This is a genomic window from Sporosarcina aquimarina, from assembly GCF_023715615.1.
GTDB classification, from domain to species: Bacteria; Bacillota; Bacilli; order Bacillales_A; family Planococcaceae; genus Sporosarcina; species Sporosarcina aquimarina_A.
In genome coordinates, this window is the sequence record NZ_JAMBOM010000010.1 from 1 (window position 1) to 23,151 (window position 23,151).

Here is a 23,151-nt window from a genome sequence, read left to right on the forward strand (position 1 = left end):
TTCATGATGAGTCCTCCTTGGTATGCAAATTAGGGGTCAATTCGTGCAGATTTGACACCCCGCATCATACCAAGAGGGCTTTTTCTATTCAAGTCCCCGAAAAAGCTTCTAACAGGAATGCTCCTATTGCTTGTATGATTCTCTGCTCTCTATCCATCATCTTCTCACCGTCCTATTTATTAGAGGGTTGAGTACCAAAAAAAGATGCACTTTTTTTAAAATATAAAGAAATTAGTCGTGTTAACCACAGTTTATAGGCAATAAATTGAATAAAAAAAAGCCTAACCCCTCCGTTTCTTAAACGAGGAATTAGGATAAAAAATTAAATAATTGAGCTGGATAGCTGAATAAATTCCACTTAATAGTTAATCATAAATGCTAAGGTTCCCCACTCTTTTTCTTGCTCTGGAGTGTATATTTCATTTGTTCCATCTATCATTTGTTTCATTGTCCAGCATTCACAGTCGAAATCTTTAAGAGGAATATCATTGTACATTTTTTCAAAAGTATCGTAACTTCTAAGATCTAGTACTTGTACTCTTAGAATTTCATCTTGTTGGGGAACCTTTAAAAATTCTATTAAATCTCCAACTTTGATTTTCCTCCTCTTTTCATCGTTCAATCGGACTTCTACCGTCTTTTTTCCTTCTTTAATAGCGTGAAAATATTCGCCAAACAATCCCATCTGATGCACCACTTAACAACACCTCACAAACTCTGCATTATTCCTAGTTGCAAAATTTTACCCTCCACCTCAATTAAATGGACCTGTTGCTGAAAAGAGTGTAAACCCTTGTGAAGGAATTGCCACTATTAATAGAGTATGCTAATCCCAACAATTAAAAATAACTTCTCCGTTTGTATTCGGTCTCCAATGTTTCACGTTTTTTAATTCGATCTCTGATAAGTCATGAGAATTGGGATTAAAGGGTTCGTTTAGAAATGCCACTTCTAAAACTGTATAGTATGGTCTCAATTCGTTTATTATATCTTCAGAATCTAAATAATCAATTTGAAGTTCATTTTCATATGAAGCTATGGCGATATAAGGGAAATATTCATAAAGTAAAATGGACATTATATTTTCATCCATCTTGATATCTAGGCGGAAATAATTTAATGGATAACTGGGTGGGATATAACCAATGACTTCACCATGAAATCTCCTAGCAATTTCGTATCCTACCTTTTGAAATAAATGTCCATCCATCTTCTTTAAATCTATCTTGTTATTTGCCAAACCTGTAATATACATTGGTAACCGCATATAATTCACCTAATTCCCACAAGTACTCATGTTTCTATAATCCATAATTTAAACCAGCACATTTTACAAAAAATCCCCAAATTGAGCACGGATTTTATTCGTGTATTGCCCACCAGTTAGTGATATTAGAAAAAGTAGAATCTAGGTGCCCCGTGACATTTTAATAGTCGATCCATTAATATGGTTTATGAAAATTAGTATCTTTTGGCATAATTGATGTAATGAATGAAATGTCATTTTTATTAACTGTATGTGCAAAGAATTCCGTTCCCCAATGCTCTGAGTTGAAAATGGATTGTCCATCTTTACTTAAAAAAATGCTGAACCACTTTAGTCTTCCGTTGTTGGTTACGTTGTTTCTTAAAATATGTTCTACAATTTCTGGGGTTAAATTTCCTTTATAGTAACTCAATTTAATTTCCGTTGGTATTTTGGTTAGATTGGAAAAGTAACTGATTTCTTCTATTACTTGTTTTTCATCGTACCATGAATGTATTTCGATTGTGTCTGAGCCTTTCAAGAAATATTCCATCAATGGAATCCAATATTCATAGTTATCAGTCATTGGAAAGCCGTCATTTTCTAACGAGAATGTAGGTACAGAAAAGTACAACTGATAATTCATAACTTAACACCCCCTACCTTATTTTTCATTAATTTCTTATTGCTCTAACTGTATTGTTGAAAGAACACAAATCCTTTTACAATAATTGCGCCCTATAATGGAACAAAACATTTAATACATAAATTCAATAGTTTTAGCTGTTCGCTCAGCAGTAGACTTCCCCAAAGTTTGCTCAACAAGATATAGTGCCATGTTAATTCCTGAAGAAACACCACCAGAAGTTACGAGATTTAAACTATGAATTACTTTTTTATCCGATAAAACCTGAATATCTGGATGTTTTTCTTGTAAACCTTTGACAGCTAAATGATGGGTCGCTGCCTTTTTTCCATCTAACAATCCAGTTGCCCCTAAAATATACGCTCCAGTGCATACTGAACATATGAATTCAATATTCTTCTGTTTTATAATCCAATTTATTATATTCTGTTTTTTGGCTATAGATTGTACCGCTCTTAAAGGACCTCCTGGGATTATGAGAATATCCATTTCAGGAGCATCAACAATACTAAAATCAGGTTCAATCTTTATTCCTGAGTGGGATCGTACTTTCTTGCCCGTTTCTGTAATAGTACATACGTCAAATGGATTTGAGGGTAATAAATGTTTTTTATAAAGATTAACAACTTGATCAGCTTTGCTGTATGAGGTAAGGGATAACACTTCTGCAGGACCAGTAAAATCTAAAATATCTACAAAATCATAAAGTAAAATGCCTACTTTTCTTCTTTTCATCCAACATTCTCCCCCGTATGAGTCATATGTTTGTAAGATAAATAAATATCCCCCAATGAGTACCTTTTTTCCGTAAGTGCGCTCTTTTGTAGAGGAAATACCCCAGCATATTACTGGATTGGAACTAATATTCACATAAATTGTTATCAATCGTCTGTGAAGTATATCTTTCTACAATTGGCTTTTTCGTAATAGATAGCTTTTTTTTCAATGACAGAAAAAAATTGCTCCCAAATTCACTGACTTCCTCTTTAGTATGGTCCAGCACAAAAACAGCATATTTCCCACCGGTAAATTTACCAACTCGTGCTGGTTTCATGACACAAATTCACTTATTGTTTAGAAAGGGAAAAAGTATAGTTTCTACCCATATAGAAAGTTTAGTTTGGGCCTCTTCATGATCTTTTGTCTTAAAAATCAGTACACCGAAATCATTATCTATTTCATATTCTGTACCGAACAGCTTTAGAACATCTTCATCATCTAAGTGGTTAAAAAAGACATCCCAAGTACCTTCCTCATTTTCAAATCCAATAGCTTCTATACAGTATTTCCCTTCGTAATAACCAACGTGCCAATGTCCTTCTCCAACTGACCAAACCCCCAATATACTCTCACCTCTTTATAACTCTTAGTCCAAACATAAACTGCCCTTGGATTAATACGCCTATGCAAGAAATAAAGTATCCCGATTGCGATATCGACGAAATCTCTTGTAAAACAATCGCCCCCGTTGGTTAAAGAAGAAAATTCCCATGAAATTTACCTGCTTTTAAAATTCATTAATCTCCTTGATTACACTTTTTAATACGTCAATTGAATTTACAGGATCACTCTCATACTGCAAACTATGATTCGCATTAGGAAAAAGTCTGGAAACGATATTGGTATTGTTGACTAATTGTTTATATCTTTCCGCATTGTAATGACGATCGTTGTCACCTATAAAACACAAACCTCTGTTTTTGCTTTTTAATATGGTTTCAAAAACATCATCCCTTTGAAGAAGTGGAGTAAGCCACACTGTTTTTGCATTACTAAATTTCTCTCTTTTTAACTCAGAGGTCATAGCAATTGTTCCTAATGATTTTCCGATTAGATAAAAATATTCATACGAGTTATTATTTAAAACCTTATCGATAACTGCTCGTACATCGTGTTTAATAGCTTCAGCGATTTCATCCATACTGAGATTATCATAGAAATTGTTATATGAGTAATTCACTTGTAGCACATCGAAAGATTTGTTTAGAAACACACCAGTTGAATAATGAAGTAGAGGAGCTTGGACGGTATAGCCTGCTCCAGGAAGCAAAATCGCTATTTTTTTAGAATTTTCATTGGTGCTTAATAATGTAAAGGGAATTTCCATTTCCTTATAACCCAATATCGAATCTGTTTTTACGGTAAACATAGAAATACCACCTTTTTTCATATTGAAAGAAAATTAGCTGTAAATTTACAAGTTACTTGGCTCACTTGCATTCTTGTCTATGTTGACTATCCATGAAATAATAGTAGTGCTGTCCCGTACTCCTTTTTCTTCAATTACCTTTAATAAATAGCCTATTGAATCTTGATGAGGTTTGGAATTGTCAAATGCCTTCATAATTTCGATAGGGTTATGAAAAGAACCATCAGGGCATTCTGTTAATCCATCAGTTGTCAAGAAGAGATGGTTCATTCCTTTTCTTAATTCCCTGCGACCGGTACTATAACAGGGTACATCCAATTCAAAGGTGTTTACATTTCCTATCCATTCATAAAAATTTCTTTGGTTTAATAGATGTTGATCCATCTTAGTCAGGTCAGAATGAAACAAATGAAGAATACAATCTCCAACTGAAAACCACCAAACATATTTGTCTTTTCTTAAAACCATAAGACAAGATGTTTCCCCTTGTATTTCACGACAACTTGCTAAAAAAAGTGGATTCTGGAAAATGCTTATAAGATATTGATCCAATTGGATGAAAGAATCAGGTAATGACTTGTTGAAAATACTTACTAAATTTACCTCTTCTCTTGTAATTGTTTTTACAAGAAGTTCCGCACTCTCCGCTGAGTTATGAGCATCAAGAAGCATAGCGAATTCCCAATCCTGTTTCTCATTTGACCAAACTAAACAACCATCCTCGTTTTTATATTGACCTGCGGATGAATTCCCGCCGAAACGCCCGATTGTAAGATTGTTGACTTGCTGAATATGCGGTAAGTCAACAAATTGTTCTTGACACCCCACCCAACTAAACTTATCCAATTTCCAACTCCCCCTTTTTCCTTGTTTGAATAAAAATAAAAGCTGTCTGCTAACAGCCTTGTTCTAGTTAAGCCCCGTTTGCGGATTGTGGAGTTCATTTTTCCAAGCTACGTTTTTTCTGAAAGTAAATTGTAGGCAGTAGTATCCCTAAAGAGATTAAAGCTAGTGTTTGAAGCTCTACGTTCCTATATAGAGTTATCAGCCAATCGTAGATAATCATGACATCAACGCCTCCCACACTTCTTCTCATACACTAATCTGGCTCAATTCTTGCACAAGCTTGTTCCCCGATTATGGCAGACTGATACAATAAGTATAAGCCCTTTCTAATAAGAAAAGTTGCCCTTTATAAAGTCTTTTATTTAAGTTGTTCCAACGTGAATGATCTAATCCTAAACACATGATCGCACAAAATTTCTATGTCTTCATTGTTGTGACTCGTTAATATAATCGTTTTTCCTTGGGTTTTTAAATCCTTTAGCAATTTTCTAATGTTTTCTACACTATCAATGTCTAACCCATTAAATGGCTCATCAAGTAACAATATTTCTTGATCTTCCATAATTGCCTGCGCAATTGCCAATTTTTGTTTCATTCCAAGCGAATAATTTTTTACTTTTTGTTTTATTGTATGTGGTATACCTACCTTATCTAACGTTTCCTTAATTTTTTCATCTGATATTTTATTTTGGATATCTGCTAGGTATCTCAGGTTTTCAAATCCCGTTTTATCGTCTAAATAACCTGGCCTTTCAATAATAATGCCGAAGTTTTCAGGAAATCTTTTGCTTTTACCAAGCTCATGTCCATTAACCAAAACATTTCCTTGATCGGGAAAAACAAACCCACACATCATTTTAAATAAGACAGATTTTCCGGAACCGTTATGTCCTACTATCCCATATGTTTTCCCTTTTTCAAAGGACGCTGTTGTATTTTCAAACAATGACAATCCCTTATAGGATTTACTAACGTTTTTTAATTCAATTACACTCATCATATCCACCTATCTTTCTAAAATGTATAGTCCTTCTTGTTAAGCAGTAATATTAAAACAATTGCTTCGATAATAATATATCCAATCAGCTTTAAAGAGATATAAAATAATTGCTCGTTTTCCAATAGATAACCCATGCTATTTAATCCGACTGGAACAAAATTATTTAACCTAAATCCAGGCATCATAAAAATAGTAAGTACAAGCAAAGAGATAAAGCTTTTCAGAACGTCCTTTGTAAATATTGAGACGATAATAACTAATAGTACATAAAATAAAAGTTGGAAAAATCCGTTAATTATAAAATGATAAATCGTTTGAAACAAATTATCTGTTGAGTCGAACGCATATCCATTCAATCCAGCTATCAAAAATGTAACAACCATTAGGGAAAGTAATAGGGTAATAATAGACTTAACTATTTTAGGAAACCAACTTAGAAACCATCGGTTCATTGATCGATACCGAATAATTGTAAAATAGCTCATGTCGGACAGATATCTTTGTAATGCCAATTGGACGAAGTAGATGAAACCTATAAAAACGACAACATAATACGCAAACGCAAGCAGCGAATACATTTCGTTTGTAGTACCAGTAAAAGTTACGGTTAACATGTTCCATATTGGCAAATCCTCGTTTACATACCTTTCAATGTTTATAGATATTCCTAATAAACATAACGACATATAGGCAATAAGCGGATAATTTGCAGTGGAAAATTGTTTCATACTACTTCGGTTTCTGTCTATGTTATTTACGATAATTAGAGTTATAGTTAGCATCATAATTATGATGATAACTGGGGTAGCGATACTATTAAAACTCTTTACTCCATGAAATAAGAGCAAATAATTTGGTGCCTTCAAAAGAGGCAGCGAATCCGGAATGATTTTGAAGCCAGCTGTCCCGAAAACAAACAAGAGAACATTCAAATAATGTAATACAGATTGTTTCTTAAATCGTGCATACAGAACACACATGATTAATTGTACGGTTATCAATGTGAGCAAAAATAATCCAATTTGTATAGCTAGTGCCACAAATGGAGTAGAAAAATGTGATTGCAACGTATAAAGAATTACATTGCCGGATTCATTTATCGTTCCGATGTCACTCCAGCCCATGGAAAATGGCGTATTAATTGCAGTAATAATTATTCCTCCTAAAAACAAACCAATAAAATAGAGATCGAATACAATCAACTGCTTTGCTTTTGTGACAATCCAATTTTTATAGGAACCCAGTCGTATAAGTTTTGTGTAGTCAAATGTTCGATTTATGTAAATCGATGATAGGAATACCATTAAAGGGAATACGTAATAAACCATTAAATATGGGTCATTCAAAGGATTTAAAGTAAAGTCCCAGACATTAGCAGTTATTTGATGTTTTTTTTCCAAGAAACGAATAAAATGTCTGTTGCTAAAAGAGACTAATATGATTGGTAAAGTAGCAATAATCCATTTCCATGAAACAACATAGTCTTTTGTCATTCTCATATTATTCCACCCAAACCTTATTCTTTAATTTAATGGAAATTAGCAAGCCTACTATTGCTACAATCAGCGTAATGAATGGAACAAAAACTACCCATACCGGCTGAGAAGTAATCAAAAACGGAAAGACCGAATAGACAGGCGAAAATGATTCAATACCTAATACACCTGTTACGAAATTCATAATAAACCACCATAAAAACGGAATCGTTAATGCTACAAACCTGTTCTTAATAAGAATTGAAAACAAGTAAGCTACTGTTACATAAAGGGCACCATTGATAGCGACCCATATGGAATAGACGACTCCGTAAAGAAATACGGACTTTTCAGCCAAAAACTCGAAGGTGCCCACTGAGACAGGTTCATAATAATCTGCTTCATACTGAATCACATTAAAGAATCGATCTAAATATTCAATAAACATAAAAGGGATAAATATCATTGAAAACACAACAATCAATGTCACAATGCCATTCACAAGTCCTTTTGCAAAAAGATAATCCGTCAGCCTAACCCTTGGTTTAACATAGAGAAGAAAGTTGTTTTTCTTTTCATTTGCATATGATCCAGAAAACAAAGGAACTAGTAATATCGGAAATAACAAAGCAATTGCAGAACTGCTAAGAAGTTGTGAATGAACCTCAAATGGTCTAAAAAATTGATAAGAGCCATTAATTATCGGAATCACCACGATAAGAGGTAAAAAGATGAGAACCATACTAAAAAGAAAGAATCGCACCGATAATGCTTTTTTGAATTCACTGAATATAAGATGTTTCAACTTATCTACACTCATTTCTTAATTGTTATGATTTGAGTATAAATGAGGCTCCTTAAACTCAAATTTACCCATCCTTAAATCCTCCTTAATTCTAGTTGTTAGAAGACAAGATGACTAAATACAAAAAAGATAGCATGGCATTCATGCTATCTTGAAACAAGACTTATAAAGTTATTCTAATTGTCGTACCAATGTTTAATTGGCTATCCACCGTTATTTCACCTTGATGGGCTTCTATTACCTCTTTTGCTATCGACAATCCAAGACCTGAACCTTTATGATCTTTAGTGTTCGTTCCTCTGTAGTATCGGTTAAATAGTTTTTCTACATCTTCTTCACGAATTCCCCTGCCTAGGTCTGTAATTTCAATGGTGATTTTCTCTTGTTTGTATAAATTAACAATCACATCTGCTTCCTGATCGTTATGTATTAACGCATTGAATAAAAGATTCTCAATAGCTCTCTTCATCAACTTTTGATCAAAATAATATTCAATGACTTCTTCTGGTGTATTAAAATTGATAGTCCTCCCTGAATAATTCGGATCGTTTAATATGTCAACAACGATGCTTCTTAAAAATTTGGTTAAATTATTTTTTGTTTTATGCAGCGTCATTACGTTATGTTTTAATTTTTCATTTAACCGAAGTTCTTCTATCATTTCCTCCATGTAGATGACCTTCTTAGATATTATGTCTGAATACAGAATGATTTCCTCTTTGGAGATATGGTAACCTGAATCAGATAGAACTTCCGAATATCCTTTAATAGTAGAGAGTGGTGTTTTTAAGTCATGAGAGATATTTGCAATCCATTCCTCTCTCATTCTTTCATTTTTTTGTCGTTCTCTTTCACTCAACTTTAAATTTTCACCGAGCATATTTAGACTGCCAAAAACCTTACTATAAATACCTTTTTCATCATATTGAATCCCGTATTTTTTTTGAGATAGTAGTTCTACCCCTTCAACAATCCGAACAACAGGATTCGTCAGTTTATTACCGAAAATGTTACCGGTAATGATAAATACAATTATGGATACTAATAAAACTAACAAAGTAAATTTTATTACTAAAGCGAATAAATTGGATTCATGTTCGAATGTATGCTTACTTATTTCTGTACTAGGAAATCCAATAATGTAGCTTAGGTTCTTATTATTAGAAGGTGATGCAACGAAAAGTGTATAGCCGTCAATTGTATCGGGATACATGTGCGAATGTACAATTTGTGCCGGTGAATAGTGCATAGGGGCGTCTTCAGGTTTATATAATTCGTAAACCTCATTCCCGTTGGTATCGAGGATTTGTATCCAAGCATTTCTATCTTTTAAAAGTTGTTGCCCTTTTTTATTGACCGAGACCTCATCGTTTTGGAAGCCAATATGCAAACCAAAGGATAATGTAAAATTTGGTGGATAATCTGTCATCACTTTGTTTTTAGAAAAGACAAAAAAATAAATGCAAGTTAATGTTAATAGCAGGATTAGTAAAGAAGATATAACGATAACTGTTAGAAAGCTAAATGTGATTTTTCTCCTCATTTTAATCCCCTTTTACAAACTTATATCCTAAGCCTTTAAATGTGACAATGTACTTTGGCGAAGATGGATTCTCCTCAATTTTCTTTCTCAAATTTCTAATATGAACCATTAACGTATTGTCATAACCTTCATAATCACTCCCCCAAATTCTTTCTAAGATTAAGTCTTTACTTAGTATTCTGTTTGAATTCTTTGCTAGATACAATAAGAGTTGGTACTCCTTCGCTGTTAAGTCAATCAATTGACCTGACTTTCTCACTTCCGCCTTAGTTTCGTTTATTTCAAGATTATCATAGGTGAAAATTTTATTTAAATGCTCAATTGATTGACTTCTCTCTATATATTGCGTTTGTTCGAGTCTCCGAAATTGCGCTTTAATTCTATAGGCGATTTCTTTCGGGCTAAATGGTTTTGTTACATAATCATCTCCACCAATCCCTAATCCCATAAGCTTATCTATATCATCTGATTTGGCCGAAAGGAAAATAATAGGACAAAAAGAAAATTCTCGTATCCTTTGACAAACTTCAAGGCCATCTATGTCCGGGAGCATAATATCCAACACAAGGATATCTGGATTTTTTTCTTTGCATAGTTCAATTCCTTCGTTTCCATTCCTTGCTTTGTAAATATTTTTAAATCCTTCTTTTATTAAGACCATTTCCAAAAGGTCTAGAATATCTTGTTCGTCGTCAACCAATAATATCCTCTTCTGATCTAGAACAGAAGCCTTTACATTGAGCATAATTTCACCTTTTTCATTTTCTACTTTCTTTTAAATGGAATAACTAAAAGTCTCATTCCTAAAATATAGTTTTTTAATATAATGAAAAACTTTTTTATATTATATCCTATCATCAAGCTACACGTTCTTTTGTACATGCGTAATCCTTAATCGGAAAAAGCTCCCGATTGATGTGTAAATAATATTACTTCATTTTTTCAAAAAGAAGCCGTTTCTTTTTTTGCGGGATATATCATGATTCAGTCGATAAACTTTCTACTTTGTTTTGTTCTGTATGAACTTTTTCTGTACCTGAACGAGTACATATTTTGTAGTCCACATTTCAGTAGTCACGATTAATTCTTCCCCGTCATTTTCAAAGAATAGACCAGCACCATCTTGGTTTTTAAATCGCCATCCTTTTGATCCAATTATCTGCTTAATATTATCATCGGCTAGTGACATGCCTTTATTTTCAGATTTAGTAATATACCAAATGGAATCTTTTTCTGTGGCGACCTCCACTATCTTCTCGTCAGTATTTTTTAATTTTTCAATTGCTTCTTTTGCTGATAGATTATCCACCGGCAAAGGTGGATAATATGATTTATTTACGAATAAAAGCACAGCTACGACAATCAATAACAATCCCAAAATAATACCAAACCGTTTCATACATTACCTCCTCCACAACTTCTAAATTTCCTTTCCAATAAAATGGCCAGTTTGTTCAACATGGGGTGCAAATCCCTATTCCAGAATTGCGTCCTATAGTTGCATTGATCTAAAATTCTCAACTGAACTCTAAAGATAGTTAATTAAGTCTTTTATCTTTTCTATTTGTATAATTTTTTTGTCGTCATATTCAGAACCAATCCCGATACCAAAACCTTTTATTTTCATGTTTATTGCTAACTCTACATCAACAGCTGAGTCTCCAACCATGAAAGACTTAGACAAATCAATGTCGGGATACACTTTTAAAGCTTGCCGTATCATACCTGTTCTCGGTTTAATACAATAACAGCCATCCGTTTTCGCATGAGGACAATAATAAATATCATGAATACTAATATCATTATTCTTTAGTTCGATAAGCATTTGTTTGGTTATATCTTGGTATTGTTCTTCTGTAATATAGCCCTCGTTTATTATGTATTGATTGGTTATTATGATAATTTTATACCCTTTATTTAGGACCTCTTTTAATGTTCGAATGGCGCCATCAAGAAAAACCGGTCGTTTAACACTTGTCCATTTATGGTCAGGATAATCATCAATTATAGTTCCATCTCTATCAAAGAATGCAACCTTCAAAAAATCCCCTCCTCATAGAATTCAAAGTTATTTAGGCGCAAAATACTAAAGTTTTGCTATACAGTTAAATGGCACAATTCTTGCATAGGCCGTGCTGTTTAATTCACCATTTGTGAAACAAAAATCATCTAATATGGTTAAAACAGGATTAAAAGACCTTTTCAAAACAAACACATTGATGAATACGTTTATTTTCAGTTTTAAATTGACTTATGTCCTCCCCTACATAATGTGCAAAAGCATTCACCAAGTGTAGTTTTGGTATTGTACTCTGAATTCTTTGATTCATCTCATTACCTTCAAAATAGATATGATAATAAGAATAAACATGAGTGAATTTCTGTTTCTCATACCAGTTCCAAACCCACAGATCGTCTCGTGTCCAAGCCTCAAAACGATTTAATCCAATTGCTTTAGCCCTTTTTACAGCAGAGTCTAGTAATTGTTGTCCGATTCCTTGTCGAGAAAAATCAGGATGGACTGCGATATGCCAAATCATCCCACCCAGCCCTTCTCCTCTCGAGCAAACTGTTCGTTCCTCTTTTTCGTATTCAACATCAATAAGTCCAACAATTTGGCCATCCATCTCTGCAATTAATTCGATTGCAGGGTTATCATAGCGTTCTTTTTGTTTTAATACATTATCAAAATATGCAGTCTCTAAAAACGCAAGTACTCGGCATCTTACCCAACCCATTTCATCATTAGGTTCATAGTCTCTAATAATCATATTTTTCCTCCTGATTTCGAGTCCGCGTAGTTTTAGGGGCAATTATACGCCCATCCCTTAAAATGAATTCACCCCGTAAAGTACATATATTGTTTTCATAACATAACGCCTCATTCTATCCATAAGATATAAATCAAAACAATGTGGTCAAAGTTCGCGAAATAGAAAGAATCGCATATAACCTAACCCCCGATTATTACCTGCTTAATCAGCAAGCAATTTCATTCATCATTTCTATTTTTCCTTAGTAACACTTTGATAATGTAATCAATAATAACGCCGTAGATTAACCACAAGAAAAAGTGTACCAAAAAGGAAACAGGATTTTAAAATGTTCGTTATCATACAGCATTCCATTACTGTCAAGCAGTCCAAATATTTTTGTTAGCAAGGGATCAAAGGCAAATAGTATGTCTTTAACTGGGTTCCAGAGCCATTCAAATACGTAGTGAATGACCGCGATTACTGGCAACCAAAATGCAAATCGTTTTACCAGAGACATAAAATTCTCCCCCCAACTTCTTGTATCATCTTCTCTATTGTCAATGGCGTCGGTTTTTAAGAAAGTGGCACGTTTGAAGAAAAAATGCTTTAGGTAAAATACTTTCAGTAGCCTGAAGTGCAGGTGGTACACCTGCGGAAAGCAACTGTTCATGTTAGTTCGTAATCTAGCTAGTGTACAGTAGAGCGATCTCACCGCGAATTAGTCTAATGTGTTTGCTGGCTAAGACGTTTCATGTATGAATGTACATAAAAGTAGACCGCATGATGGATTTAAATTAACACTAAACTTCAAAAATCTCTTCTTGACTATCTATCCAATCTTTCGCACTCTCATCTATTACCTGGGGAGATAGAAACTTCAATATGAATGAAGAGTTCTTCTACAGGTTCAAGTTACTTGCCTCTTAACTCAGAACTTGCAGTATGATTGACGTGATCAATCCTATCTCTCCATTTGCTAAAATTTAACCCGTTGATTCCCATGAAAAGCCTTGAGAATGAATTCGCGATCAGGAACTTGGAGAAGGTCATAAGATGACAAAAAGCTAGTGTTATCATAAGAAACTTCTTCAAAGCTTACTCTAATTTGATTCTGTAAAATGTCTACGATTGTGTAGGGAGCGATAGGTTTAGAATTACATCCTAAAGATCCTGGATTTAGATAAGTTGTGGTCTTACTCTCAAAAAAGTGAAGTGGGTGGTGGTGTCCAAAACAAATTAACTCTGCTTCTGAGTCTTGATATAATGAGGTTAGGTTTTCAAGAGTTGGTTCGACAATGTTACTGAAAGGGTCTAAGCTAATGTGATCCAACCGCTTTGAATTCTCAATGTGATAATGTGTGAACAAGACACGCTGCCTATTGATGTTTTGATGAATCGTTCGAGGCAATTGATCTAATTTTGAAATGAACCTGTCCTCCATAGTATCAGCAATCCATTGATGATGCTCTCTAGCATGTGAGTGGCTGCGTGGATGTTCTTCATCTTTTAAAAGTGCTAGAACTGCTTCATCGTGATTCCCAGTGATCATAGATATATCTGTTCTGGAGAATAAAATTTCTAAAACTTCATTTGTATCTGGCCCAATTCCAATCATATCCCCCAAACAAAAGATCTGATCAATATCCAGCCTTTTATCCAAATCCTGAAGAACAGCTCTTAATGCGGGAGCATTTCCATGAATGTCTGCAATTAATCCCACTCTCATAAATTGCTTCCCCCTTTATCAATTAGTTGTAACTGCTTTCTTCAAATAAGATGTATGTGATTATTTATTCTGAATTCATCTTGTTCAAATAGATAATCCTAAGAAATCGGACTATACTAAGTTCACTTTCAAACCTGATTTGAAGAAAAATTAAAAATAATAATGATTATAGCTAACCCTTCAACGGATTCAGGAACAATAAAAGTTCCATAAAATTATCAATAACATAGTCACAGTCTCCGCTGTCAAAATGAGAAGTTTTCTTCCAGACACCTCTCATGCCAATAGCCATCGCTGCAGCCACATCATTTTCGGGATGATCTCCTACAAAGACGCTCTCACCAGCAGAAACATTTAGCTTCTCTAAAGCTTTTACGAAAATCCTAGGATCCGGTTTTTTGATTCCTTCCCACTCTGATATTACTATCACATCGAAATAATCTATTATCCCCAAACTCTGGATGTTTTCCATCTGGAACTGACCAAATCCATTTGTAATAATGCCAAGAAGAAGATTCTGCCGCTTTAACTCCTCTAACATTTGAAAAAGCCCTGGAAAAGGAACGCACGTATACTTAAATTTTTGTTCATAGTCCTGGAGCAGATCTTCCCAAGTGATTTGTTCGATCTTAAACTCATGGGTCAATTGCTGGTAGACCTTGTCCTTCCATACATAACCATGGATATCCAATGCTAAAAATCTTGAGACATACTCTTCTTTCTGAACGTCACCTAGTAAACGATGCAGTCTTTCGTACTGATTGGCGATAAACAGCTTTACAGATGCATCTCTATCTAACAACGTGTTATCTAGGTCGAATAAAATTGCCTTAATCATTGGTTATAGGATGCCTCCATTTCAAAATTAATGTTATATATGTACCGTGATGCAGAAGACACTTCGACTTTTTAAGCTTTTGCGTCTTTTCAATTTGATGGACACATAAAGAATTCTCGGATTCGTTCCGGTGCGCGCTAATTGTACAAAACTACTTTTACAGCTTCATCAATTACCGAAATATTCTTTTTAGTAAACCCGGGATCTATGAGTTAGCATTTATTAACCTCATATCATATGCTTTGTACAATTGTAGAGTGTACAATCCCATTTTCCATGGGTATTATTCAAAATTGTAAGCGAGGTGTTGTGTATATTGGTTGATGGGAACGTTGTAGGGAGCAATTGTTGTAAGGTTAAACCGATTAAGGCACCGTGACTAACTATCAAAACTCGCTTTCCATTATAAATATGGTTTATTTCTTCAATGAATTCTATTCCTCTTTTTCCTACTTCCTCAAAACTTTCGATACCTAAATCTATGTCACGCCAATTGCTTCCCCATTTTTCCAAGCGAATCTTTTCCGTGGTCCCTTCAATGTCTCCACAATAAATTTCTCTAATTCTTTTGTCGGTATGATGAATGGATAGGTTTATAGTACTCCCAATAATCTGAGCTGTTTCAACAGCTCTTGATAAGTCACTTGAAATAATTAAATCCCACTTTGTTTCAGGCAGAAGCCTATTGCCAATATCAAGAGCTTGCTTTCTACCTAACTCGTTTAATGGAATGTCTGATGTGCCTTGCGCTTTACCAAGACGGTTCCACTCAGTAATCCCGTGTCTAATTAGCCCAATAGTAGTCATTAAATAGAACACCCTTTACTTTTTTTACTCATACTTTTAACGCCAACTAACATCATCGTTCTTCTTTATATAGCAACAGACACTAATTAAGATAGACTATTTCAAATTTTACATAGCTAGTATCTTAACGTTTTTGTAGGCCGATGTCCTTATAAACACTTTTTATCTATTCATTTTTTAAGAAGGGGATAATCATTTAAAGTAGCCAATACATTCGAGAGACTAACAAATAGTTCCCTTTGTTCAGCTCGTTTCCAGTCCTCTTCGACCTCAGCCATTAACCACATCACTTCATCTAGAAAAACGTGTAATACGATATCTTCCCACTGTGTACGCTCTACTTCGGATGGCGTTTGATAGTTGAGATAACCTGATAAAAAAAGGCGCCATTCATCCGGAGTAAATACTCTATTTGGCGCTGAAGCGAGTTCATTGTGAAACAGTAGGAAGGCCAATGCCAAGTCAAAAGCACGAGGAATCCATTTAGCATTATCCGCATCAATCAAAACCGGACTGTTGTCTTTATAAATTAAGTTATTCGCTTTAAAATCGTGTGGTGTCTCGATCCAATAAATATTACTATTTTTAATAGTATTCTGATTTTTAACTCCTTGATTTAGTAGTATTTTCAACCTATGAGTGTCAATGTTAACATCATATAACACAACGAATTTTTCGATTTTCTTTATAGAATCCTCCACTTCTTGATAATTAAAATCAAAAACATCATATTCTTCTAGTTGAAACCTATTCTCTATAGTCGCTAAAGAATGAATTCGACCTAACAGTTCGCCAGCTTGTATGATCTGTTCTTCTGATCCTTCATAGGCAACTCCCTCAATAAAAGGATAACAAACAAAACACTCGTCGTTGATTTGCTGTGGATTATTGAAACTTAAATCGACAGGAGTTACGATGTCTATGCTGTTTCCCTCAAGGTAAGAAGTATAATTTACAAGGTTGAGAGCACTGGCTATAGGAAACTGAGTTCTTTTTATGATGTAGTTATCTATCTTATAAACTGGAGAAAATGGATAGATACTCTTTTGTTCCGTTTCTATGTTAAATCCGAATCGTTTTAAAATGGATATGCTGCTCATACATGACTCTCCTCACATGAAGGACTTTTTTTCGGTGACTCTCATCTTTGTTTTTAAAAGAATCTTCTAGTACAAAATAGTTGCTTCCATTTTTAACAGCAGCAGAGATGACGAATTATAAAATATAAAAGATGACAGCCTAAATAATACTCGACAAGACTACCATTAATCTCCTGTCAAAACGCTCTTGTTACTCCGTGAGTCCATATAGAATAGTAGAACCAAAGTTACCACTGTACTACCAATACATAGTATAGACGCAACAAAGTTATGAAAGACGATCTCAGTTAAAATATAGGTCATCGTAGCAGTAGTAAGGAGAATCAAGGCTGAGAGAAGCAAAGCGCTATGATCTATTTTACTTTGAATCAATCTCAAAAAAATTACCCTAGAGAAGAAATAGCAAACTGAAGGAATTATTGAGATAGTAATAGAGAAAATTGAGGCATACATAATCAATTCAGAGAAATTTGAATGATGATTGAATCGAAACTGAAACTGCAAGGTTAAGATTGTTATGAAGGTCAAATTAAAAATAGTAATAAAAAAGACTAGTCTCTTAAGTGTTTTCATTTTTCCTACCTCATTTTAGGGAAATCTTGTATTCTATTCTTAATCTCAGCGATAACTGAAGGGATTGCGACACGATCAGTATCTATATACTCTCCAAAGTTGTACTCATTAAAAGCAGTTAAGCATTTGTCTGTTTGTTGAAAGCACCAATTCCCTGCCTCTTCCCCGCGATGACCAAGTCGCCTGTAAATTGTCTCTTTACTAGCAGTTAAACAAAAATGATAGGTGTGTGTATCGAGCTTACTAAATCCGTTTTTTATATAAAGATAGTACTCGGGTTTGCGAATGGTCATAGGAACGATTAAGTTCTTTTTGTATTTAACAAGTAAAGCATGTGCTACTTGAACCGTTAACTCTTTCCAAAGTTCTAGATCTTGGAAATCTCCAGTGTTCGCTTCAAGATGGATTGTTTGTTGAGGAAGAATATTTCTTAACATAAAACCAATCTCCTCAGGATCAAATATCATGCTATTTTCAATCTCGTTTACGAGTCCACTAGCTATTGTTGTTTTCCCTACACCAAATGCCCCATTTATCATGATGATCACAAGAAATACACCTCATTCAGTTGGAATTGGGAGAGTAATTGGTTACTACTGCGTTCTAACAAAACCAGACCGTATGACTAATTGTCTTGATTTAAGTGCCACAGTTGCGTTAAAGGTATTTCCTCATAGTTCAAATTTAATTTTTCTTTCAAAAACCATTTGGACATCTCGTCTATCGCTCCTGTATAAAAGTTCGTGACAACATGACAATGAGCTAATGCGACATGATCCGTCAATTGCTTTGCAAACTGGTCTATATCATCGATATGTTCATCTTTTACAAGAGTATTAGAATAGACACTAACAGTTATTAAATTTTCCCTTAAATCATCTGCTATAGCATTGCTGGGTATGTCCAAATCTGCTAATTCAGGCAAACGATTCTCATCAAAAATAAGCATTCTATAAATGCTTTCCCCACATCGGACATCCCAGACTTCTAAATCCTGAAGTCTTAACTTTCTTTCAAAGAAATCAATCATTACATCCACCTTTCCTAGTTACCTGAATGTGTTTTTCATAAATCATGTACACTGTATTAGATTATCGTTCCCAATTAGTCATGTAGAAACTAAATAGATTAGAATGAGGTACTAACTAACCGATTGTACTTTCTTCTGTTTCTTCTTATAAAAATACCGCCAAATAAAAAAGATTGTCCAAGAGATTAGTGTAAGCAAGCTTGTAACATAGCTGGTTGGAGTTTCAGAAAAAAGTATAAGTAAGACTTCCGCTATCACAGTCGGCACCATAATAACCAACCATACTCTGACTTCCTTATTTTTGAAACTCAGCTCAAATCGTTCACCCATTCCGATCACCTCTTTACTTTGACTATATTGAGGACCTGCATTTTTTAAGAAATGTGTTCAATTACTTAATATACAGAATGTCAATTTTGACCTCTTAGTATCCTTAACAGCTGTAAACCATTTGATTTGTAACCGCTATATCCTCCCATCCAACGAGGGTATGTCACAGGAATGATTGTAACTACAAATTGGAGGAAGTTAAAAATAATTGTCCACCAAAATAATGGATGCAACTGACTGTGGACAGAGGAAAATGTCAGGAATCCAAATGCAATTACGAGAAACAAGAAAGGTCCTCCTGCTAGAGCAATTGCTCTCTGTCGATTAGTTAAAACAGTATCCCAATAAGCAAAACCGATAAATGACAAAGAGATGTGAAAGTGAAGCCTACCAAATCTGAAATTCTCTTTATTATGTTCACTTCTTGGTCCTAAATAGATATGTGCATGGGAATTTGAAGATGAGACAGCGCCGATTCCATGTCTTAGCTAATGGAGTAAAATACAAATCGGCACAACTATAAGATAAAAAATCAAGAGTTGTAGCATATCTCCATCCTCTCGTACTTCCTATACTAAAGATTTATTATGCAGTAAGTTCTGTACCAATTCTTTTTCAAGACAAAACCATAATCTTGAATAATAAATTACAACATTAAGAAAATTCATTACTTATTTTTTCCCACTCGCTTAGATACATAGTTTTTGAAATGTTTTTGGGATTATTGATTTTACAAATGAATTCTAGGCTGTTTCCATCAGGATCATTAAAATGAATTTTAGCGTGACCAAATCCATCATTAGGCATGACAAAAGGTTCGGTGGGTTCAAACCCAAAGGCTTTCCTAGGTGTATAGCCCTTTTTTGTTAGCCAGTTTACTGAGTCTTTGAGGCTTTCCAATGAGACCTCGAAAGCGATATGTCTAATTGAAGGATGATATTCTACTTCCACTTTATCTGTATTCCACAAGCCCAACCAGCTTTTATCTTTTTCAATCCATAAAAACGCTAATCTTTCTTCAATTTTATGATCAAGCACCAGTTCTAGACCTTCGTAAAACTGGATAGCCTTATTTAAATCACTTACGGGTAAATGTGCTTCGTATAAACCTTTAATCAATACATAAAACCTCCTACAGTTAATAGATATGCAGGTCTGATACATTATTAGATCCTCGATGGATTAACCCTATATTCTCTTCTGCTTTATCTGTTGCGTTAGGACTAGTGCGACATGCGTTATCATCAAAGTACAATTTGAACCTAATCGTTGTAACTATTTTTCCTAATTCTTGAATTCGTCTTCTAATTCCTTTTCAATTTCCTCATCACTAACCGTAACAATGTTATCTTTAACCCCATAATTCGTTTTTATGAACTGACCCACCTCTGACTTATCAATCCCATCCTTTACTGCTGTAAAGACTACTACGTACAAAAGTAATAAGCCAACAATCCATAGTAAAATAGTTCCCCATAACATCGGATAGTACCTCCAATTAATGATTTCAATATGCTCTTCTTAAGCATTCTTTGGACCGAAAAAGCAGAGTACATTTTCAGCACCTGAGCTAGTTAAAGCAAGTGCAATTCTATACAAGCTTGCTCTATTTTCTTTAAGGTTACTATTTTGTGATTATTTGTTGAGGATACACTGCTAAAGCCATTATCGTGTAGTTATATAGAATTGATAGTTGTTAGGTAGTGACGACGTCACCTTTTAAAATTGAATACATATACAAATCATCGAATTTACCACAAGTAAATTCATAATGTCTTAATAATCCTTCCTTTTCAAATCCATTTTTAGTTAATAATTTCAGCGATGCTACATTAGCAGGTTCAATTAATGCTTCAATTCGTTCTAACTGCAAGTGTTGAAATCCATATTTAACTACTGCTTCCAATGCTTCACTGGCAATACCTTTCCCCCAATATTCTTTGCTTAACTCATAACCGATTTCAGTTCGAAAATGCTTGGGCTGCCTATTAAGAAAACCACAACTGCCAATAACCCGTCCATTGTCTTTGAGAGAGATTCCCCACCTAATTCCAGTACTATCTTTATAGATCTGTTGGTACCACTCTATTTCTTCTTCTGCCTCTTTCACAGTATGAAAAGGGTTCAGACCCATATGTTTTACAACATCTTTATCCGATAAATACGAAAGCATATCAGTTGAATCCTCTTTTTGTACCTCTCTTAAAAGTAATCGCTCCGTTTCAATAATTGGGAATTCTTCTTTCAATTTGAATTTCCCCTTTCATAAGTTTTTTAGCGTCCAAAAATCGACGATTTTCAATCCCATTGCAATTCATCAAGAAAACAAACGGTCTTTTCATTTTGAGATGTAGAATTGCTGTTACTTCACATCAGGCAGAATAAGATGGTACTTTCAGCTTAATGTTGTATCAAGTCCTTTTTCAATCACTTTGGAGAGATGTCATTCACTTCAAGCAGGTCCAATAAGTTGTCTGGAACAAGACGAAGTTCTCCTGTTCGAAACGTTTCTATAGGCAGACGCATCACTTTAAATAGTTCTCCGTTATCTTCTATTCCTTCGAACGTACTTGCTTTGTTGAAAGCGTTATCGGTGAAAGATGCATCATAGACCCTTACAATCTCGTGACCTATATTTCCGTTGAAGCTGAATATATTTTCTAGCGTTCCTAAATATGCAAGATCCGTAACAGTTGTATTCAGTTCTTCTTTCATTTCTCGGATGAGTGCTTCTTCACTGCTTTCACCGAATTCGATTCCTCCACCAATTGGCCGGTAAAAGTAATCCTGTTTCACTGGATCATAACCTTCAGCAACAAGGATGGTATCAACCTGTTGGAAAACACAAATAACCAGTGGCCGTATGACTCCTTCTCTCATTTCAAAACTCCAATCATGCATCGTATTTTTGTATTTTTCTTGATCCCACTCAAGAAAAAATCGAAAGGCATATAATTCTCCTGTAATAAGAGGGACTAATAATTCGATTTAGTCAGTTATCCGTAATAAATCATGAAAATACTCCTATGTATTACCAACTAACTAACATCCGCGTTTCAATTCTGTAACATTACACTCCAAATTGCAGAAAGGGGGTACATTGTAGATACGTCAATTTACTTGAGGTGCCTAATTATGAGTATGAGTAAGAAACGATTAACCTGGGTGGATGGAGCAAAAGGATTTTTAATGATTCTTGTGGTCATTGGTCATTATCCCGGACAGCTTGATTTCCCACTCGTTAAATATATCTATTGGTTTCACATGCCAGCTTTCTTTATTTTAAGTGGGATGTTTTTTAAACCTGTCATTGAAAAGGGCTTAATGAAGCACATGATTCATAAACGATTTATGCAATTGATAGTCCCTTATTTGTTTTTTCTAGGAAGCATTACGCTCATCCGTTACGGGATTGAGCTTAGTTCGGGCAATATAGATTTGTCATGGTATGTGAATGATTTTTGGACGCTTGTGGTCGGCGGACGCTTTGCTCGTGGTGCGTACGGTGTTTTCTGGTTTGTCACGACGCTTTTCTTCACGTATTTGTTTTTCTTATGGATGACTAAATACTTTAGCCGCACGAAACAGATCATTATTTTGGCAATCTCTTATAGTATTGCGCATTATGAAAGTTTTTTTGCGATGAGCGTTATTGGCGGGAAACCAGACATTGCGTCTCAAACAGTCCCAATGATTTGGAACATCGATGTTGTCCTTATGGCAGTTGTCTATTTTGCGTTAGGTTATTACATGAAGGATATTTGGACGAATGTTTCAATGAGATGGTTAATCGTCGGATTAATAGGTAGTGTAACAGCCATTTCACTCGATATGAATCATGCAATTGACTATCATTTAAGTATGAAGTTTTTACGTTATGACCATTTCTTTTTAGATTTGATCATACCACTTTCATTTACGCTCGTATTAGTTGGCATATTCCAGCTCATTGCTGCGCAGCTGTCTGTAAAATGGTTGCAAAAAATCGAGAAGCACTCCTTAACGATTATGTACTTGCACATCTTTACAGATATTTTGCTAAACGATTACTTCACATATGGCATTGTAGGCTTCACCGCATTCGGTTTAGTTGTTCCAATCATTTTTTCAATAATCATACAGAGATTTTTACCGTATGGAAAGCTCCTCCTTGGTGGATTTTCACAAAAAAAGATCCCTACCAAGCCAGCAGTTACTCATTAAATTTGGTTTTAGTGAGCGATTTATAAAAGTACCTGTGTTCAAACTTTCATGGATGTTAAAACGATCATGTTTGTTTCT

29 protein-coding genes are annotated in these 23,151 nt (G+C 34.6%); 1 reads left to right on the plus strand and 28 read right to left on the minus strand.

Annotated elements, in window-relative coordinates:
* Positions 1–358: 358 nt before the first annotated feature.
* The 28 genes from M3197_RS16215 to M3197_RS16350 all read right to left on the minus strand — a co-directional run bounded on the left by M3197_RS16215 (position 359) and on the right by M3197_RS16350 (position 21,750).
* On the minus strand, positions 359–697 hold the full coding sequence (locus M3197_RS16215; RefSeq protein ID WP_251662805.1) for an ASCH domain-containing protein: 339 nt from the start codon (positions 695–697) through the stop codon (positions 359–361).
* Between the two features lie 129 nt (positions 698–826).
* Positions 827–1,267 carry a hypothetical protein gene (locus M3197_RS16220; protein WP_251662807.1) on the minus strand — a complete coding sequence of 147 codons (441 nt, stop codon included), beginning with the start codon at positions 1,265–1,267 and terminating at the stop codon, positions 827–829.
* Positions 1,268–1,442: 175 nt separating this feature from the next.
* The gene (locus M3197_RS16225) at positions 1,443–1,892 is read right to left on the minus strand and encodes a hypothetical protein (protein ID WP_251662809.1); all 450 of its coding nucleotides are present in this window, start codon (positions 1,890–1,892) and stop codon (positions 1,443–1,445) included.
* A 111-nt stretch (positions 1,893–2,003) separates the two neighbouring features.
* Entirely contained in the window at positions 2,004–2,627 is a 624-nt protein-coding gene (locus tag M3197_RS16230) for a DJ-1/PfpI family protein (protein ID WP_251662811.1), read from the minus strand.
* A gap of 124 nt (positions 2,628–2,751) precedes the next feature.
* Positions 2,752–2,946 carry a hypothetical protein gene (locus M3197_RS16235; RefSeq protein WP_251662813.1) on the minus strand — a complete coding sequence of 65 codons (195 nt, stop codon included), beginning with the start codon at positions 2,944–2,946 and terminating at the stop codon, positions 2,752–2,754.
* A 9-nt stretch (positions 2,947–2,955) separates the two neighbouring features.
* Positions 2,956–3,234, minus strand: a complete 279-nt coding sequence (locus tag M3197_RS16240; RefSeq protein WP_251662815.1) for a DUF3986 family protein — start codon at positions 3,232–3,234, stop codon at positions 2,956–2,958.
* A 165-nt stretch (positions 3,235–3,399) separates the two neighbouring features.
* Positions 3,400–4,062: an alpha/beta hydrolase gene (locus M3197_RS16245; protein WP_251662817.1), complete on the minus strand. Its 663-nt coding sequence runs from the start codon at positions 4,060–4,062 to the stop codon at positions 3,400–3,402.
* Between the two features lie 24 nt (positions 4,063–4,086).
* A complete protein-coding gene (locus tag M3197_RS16250; protein WP_251662819.1) occupies positions 4,087–4,887 on the minus strand; it encodes a PP2C family serine/threonine-protein phosphatase in 801 nt (266 codons plus the stop codon).
* Positions 4,888–5,245: 358 nt separating this feature from the next.
* Complete coding sequence (locus M3197_RS16255; RefSeq protein WP_251662821.1) at positions 5,246–5,884, minus strand: ABC transporter ATP-binding protein; 639 nt, start codon at positions 5,882–5,884, stop codon at positions 5,246–5,248.
* Between the two features lie 17 nt (positions 5,885–5,901).
* Positions 5,902–7,215 carry a hypothetical protein gene (locus tag M3197_RS16260; RefSeq protein ID WP_251662824.1) on the minus strand — a complete coding sequence of 438 codons (1,314 nt, stop codon included), beginning with the start codon at positions 7,213–7,215 and terminating at the stop codon, positions 5,902–5,904.
* 172 nt (positions 7,216–7,387) lie between these two features.
* A complete protein-coding gene (locus tag M3197_RS16265; RefSeq protein WP_251662826.1) occupies positions 7,388–8,077 on the minus strand; it encodes an ABC transporter permease in 690 nt (229 codons plus the stop codon).
* A gap of 253 nt (positions 8,078–8,330) precedes the next feature.
* Positions 8,331–9,596 carry a sensor histidine kinase gene (locus tag M3197_RS16270; protein ID WP_251662828.1) on the minus strand — a complete coding sequence of 422 codons (1,266 nt, stop codon included), beginning with the start codon at positions 9,594–9,596 and terminating at the stop codon, positions 8,331–8,333.
* Positions 9,597–9,711: 115 nt separating this feature from the next.
* The gene (locus M3197_RS16275) at positions 9,712–10,455 is read right to left on the minus strand and encodes a response regulator transcription factor (RefSeq protein WP_251662830.1); all 744 of its coding nucleotides are present in this window, start codon (positions 10,453–10,455) and stop codon (positions 9,712–9,714) included.
* A gap of 255 nt (positions 10,456–10,710) precedes the next feature.
* Entirely contained in the window at positions 10,711–11,109 is a 399-nt protein-coding gene (locus tag M3197_RS16280) for a hypothetical protein (protein WP_251662832.1), read from the minus strand.
* Positions 11,110–11,238: 129 nt separating this feature from the next.
* On the minus strand, positions 11,239–11,751 hold the full coding sequence (locus M3197_RS16285; RefSeq protein WP_251662834.1) for an HAD-IIIA family hydrolase: 513 nt from the start codon (positions 11,749–11,751) through the stop codon (positions 11,239–11,241).
* A 148-nt stretch (positions 11,752–11,899) separates the two neighbouring features.
* A complete protein-coding gene (locus M3197_RS16290; RefSeq protein ID WP_251662836.1) occupies positions 11,900–12,481 on the minus strand; it encodes a GNAT family N-acetyltransferase in 582 nt (193 codons plus the stop codon).
* Between the two features lie 286 nt (positions 12,482–12,767).
* Positions 12,768–12,983, minus strand: a complete 216-nt coding sequence (locus M3197_RS16295) for a hypothetical protein (RefSeq protein ID WP_251662838.1) — start codon at positions 12,981–12,983, stop codon at positions 12,768–12,770.
* A 459-nt stretch (positions 12,984–13,442) separates the two neighbouring features.
* Positions 13,443–14,192 (minus strand): metallophosphoesterase family protein, encoded by a 750-nt coding sequence (locus tag M3197_RS16300; RefSeq protein WP_251662840.1) that lies wholly within the window; start codon positions 14,190–14,192, stop codon positions 13,443–13,445.
* A gap of 172 nt (positions 14,193–14,364) precedes the next feature.
* Complete coding sequence (locus M3197_RS16305; protein ID WP_251662842.1) at positions 14,365–15,030, minus strand: HAD family hydrolase; 666 nt, start codon at positions 15,028–15,030, stop codon at positions 14,365–14,367.
* Between the two features lie 228 nt (positions 15,031–15,258).
* The gene (locus tag M3197_RS16310; protein ID WP_251662844.1) at positions 15,259–15,837 is read right to left on the minus strand and encodes a histidine phosphatase family protein; all 579 of its coding nucleotides are present in this window, start codon (positions 15,835–15,837) and stop codon (positions 15,259–15,261) included.
* Between the two features lie 170 nt (positions 15,838–16,007).
* Positions 16,008–16,937 carry an aminoglycoside phosphotransferase/kinase family protein gene (locus M3197_RS16315; RefSeq protein WP_251662846.1) on the minus strand — a complete coding sequence of 310 codons (930 nt, stop codon included), beginning with the start codon at positions 16,935–16,937 and terminating at the stop codon, positions 16,008–16,010.
* A gap of 578 nt (positions 16,938–17,515) precedes the next feature.
* Positions 17,516–18,049: an AAA family ATPase gene (locus M3197_RS16320; protein WP_251662913.1), complete on the minus strand. Its 534-nt coding sequence runs from the start codon at positions 18,047–18,049 to the stop codon at positions 17,516–17,518.
* 86 nt (positions 18,050–18,135) lie between these two features.
* On the minus strand, positions 18,136–18,540 hold the full coding sequence (locus tag M3197_RS16325) for a hypothetical protein (RefSeq protein ID WP_251662914.1): 405 nt from the start codon (positions 18,538–18,540) through the stop codon (positions 18,136–18,138).
* Between the two features lie 410 nt (positions 18,541–18,950).
* Positions 18,951–19,157 carry a hypothetical protein gene (locus M3197_RS16330; protein ID WP_251662847.1) on the minus strand — a complete coding sequence of 69 codons (207 nt, stop codon included), beginning with the start codon at positions 19,155–19,157 and terminating at the stop codon, positions 18,951–18,953.
* Between the two features lie 367 nt (positions 19,158–19,524).
* The gene (locus M3197_RS16335; protein ID WP_251662849.1) at positions 19,525–19,989 is read right to left on the minus strand and encodes a VOC family protein; all 465 of its coding nucleotides are present in this window, start codon (positions 19,987–19,989) and stop codon (positions 19,525–19,527) included.
* A gap of 165 nt (positions 19,990–20,154) precedes the next feature.
* Positions 20,155–20,352 carry a hypothetical protein gene (locus tag M3197_RS16340; RefSeq protein ID WP_251662852.1) on the minus strand — a complete coding sequence of 66 codons (198 nt, stop codon included), beginning with the start codon at positions 20,350–20,352 and terminating at the stop codon, positions 20,155–20,157.
* Between the two features lie 214 nt (positions 20,353–20,566).
* Positions 20,567–21,118, minus strand: a complete 552-nt coding sequence (locus M3197_RS16345) for a GNAT family N-acetyltransferase (RefSeq protein ID WP_251662854.1) — start codon at positions 21,116–21,118, stop codon at positions 20,567–20,569.
* Positions 21,119–21,297: 179 nt separating this feature from the next.
* A complete protein-coding gene (locus tag M3197_RS16350) occupies positions 21,298–21,750 on the minus strand; it encodes an NUDIX hydrolase (RefSeq protein WP_251662855.1) in 453 nt (150 codons plus the stop codon).
* 255 nt (positions 21,751–22,005) lie between these two features.
* On the opposite strand from M3197_RS16350, the gene M3197_RS16355 reads away from it, so the two are divergent.
* Entirely contained in the window at positions 22,006–23,073 is a 1,068-nt protein-coding gene (locus M3197_RS16355; RefSeq protein WP_251662856.1) for an acyltransferase family protein, read from the plus strand.
* Positions 23,074–23,151: the final 78 nt, after the last annotated feature.

What these genes read in the sequence shown, in the direction of transcription:
- M3197_RS16220 (WP_251662807.1), bottom strand. Translation starts at nt 1,267, where the DNA reads ATGCGGTTACCAATGTATATTACAGGTTTGGCAAATAACAAGATAGAT.
- M3197_RS16225 (WP_251662809.1), bottom strand. Translation starts at nt 1,892, where the DNA reads ATGAATTATCAGTTGTACTTTTCTGTACCTACATTCTCGTTAGAAAAT.
- M3197_RS16230 (WP_251662811.1), bottom strand. Translation starts at nt 2,627, where the DNA reads ATGAAAAGAAGAAAAGTAGGCATTTTACTTTATGATTTTGTAGATATT.
- M3197_RS16235 (WP_251662813.1), bottom strand. Translation starts at nt 2,946, where the DNA reads ATGAAACCAGCACGAGTTGGTAAATTTACCGGTGGGAAATATGCTGTT.
- M3197_RS16245 (WP_251662817.1), bottom strand. Translation starts at nt 4,062, where the DNA reads ATGAAAAAAGGTGGTATTTCTATGTTTACCGTAAAAACAGATTCGATA.
- M3197_RS16255 (WP_251662821.1), bottom strand. Translation starts at nt 5,884, where the DNA reads ATGAGTGTAATTGAATTAAAAAACGTTAGTAAATCCTATAAGGGATTG.
- M3197_RS16260 (WP_251662824.1), bottom strand. Translation starts at nt 7,215, where the DNA reads ATGGTTTATTACGTATTCCCTTTAATGGTATTCCTATCATCGATTTAC.
- M3197_RS16270 (WP_251662828.1), bottom strand. Translation starts at nt 9,596, where the DNA reads ATGACAGATTATCCACCAAATTTTACATTATCCTTTGGTTTGCATATT.
- M3197_RS16275 (WP_251662830.1), bottom strand. Translation starts at nt 10,455, where the DNA reads ATGCTCAATGTAAAGGCTTCTGTTCTAGATCAGAAGAGGATATTATTG.
- M3197_RS16280 (WP_251662832.1), bottom strand. Translation starts at nt 11,109, where the DNA reads ATGAAACGGTTTGGTATTATTTTGGGATTGTTATTGATTGTCGTAGCT.
- M3197_RS16290 (WP_251662836.1), bottom strand. Translation starts at nt 12,481, where the DNA reads ATGATTATTAGAGACTATGAACCTAATGATGAAATGGGTTGGGTAAGA.
- M3197_RS16295 (WP_251662838.1), bottom strand. Translation starts at nt 12,983, where the DNA reads ATGTCTCTGGTAAAACGATTTGCATTTTGGTTGCCAGTAATCGCGGTC.
- M3197_RS16300 (WP_251662840.1), bottom strand. Translation starts at nt 14,192, where the DNA reads ATGAGAGTGGGATTAATTGCAGACATTCATGGAAATGCTCCCGCATTA.
- M3197_RS16305 (WP_251662842.1), bottom strand. Translation starts at nt 15,030, where the DNA reads ATGATTAAGGCAATTTTATTCGACCTAGATAACACGTTGTTAGATAGA.
- M3197_RS16310 (WP_251662844.1), bottom strand. Translation starts at nt 15,837, where the DNA reads ATGACTACTATTGGGCTAATTAGACACGGGATTACTGAGTGGAACCGT.
- M3197_RS16315 (WP_251662846.1), bottom strand. Translation starts at nt 16,937, where the DNA reads ATGAGCAGCATATCCATTTTAAAACGATTCGGATTTAACATAGAAACG.
- M3197_RS16320 (WP_251662913.1), bottom strand. Translation starts at nt 18,049, where the DNA reads ATGATAAATGGGGCATTTGGTGTAGGGAAAACAACAATAGCTAGTGGA.
- M3197_RS16325 (WP_251662914.1), bottom strand. Translation starts at nt 18,540, where the DNA reads ATGATTGATTTCTTTGAAAGAAAGTTAAGACTTCAGGATTTAGAAGTC.
- M3197_RS16340 (WP_251662852.1), bottom strand. Translation starts at nt 20,352, where the DNA reads ATGTTATGGGGAACTATTTTACTATGGATTGTTGGCTTATTACTTTTG.
- M3197_RS16350 (WP_251662855.1), bottom strand. Translation starts at nt 21,750, where the DNA reads ATGAGAGAAGGAGTCATACGGCCACTGGTTATTTGTGTTTTCCAACAG.
- M3197_RS16355 (WP_251662856.1), top strand. Translation starts at nt 22,006, where the DNA reads ATGAGTATGAGTAAGAAACGATTAACCTGGGTGGATGGAGCAAAAGGA.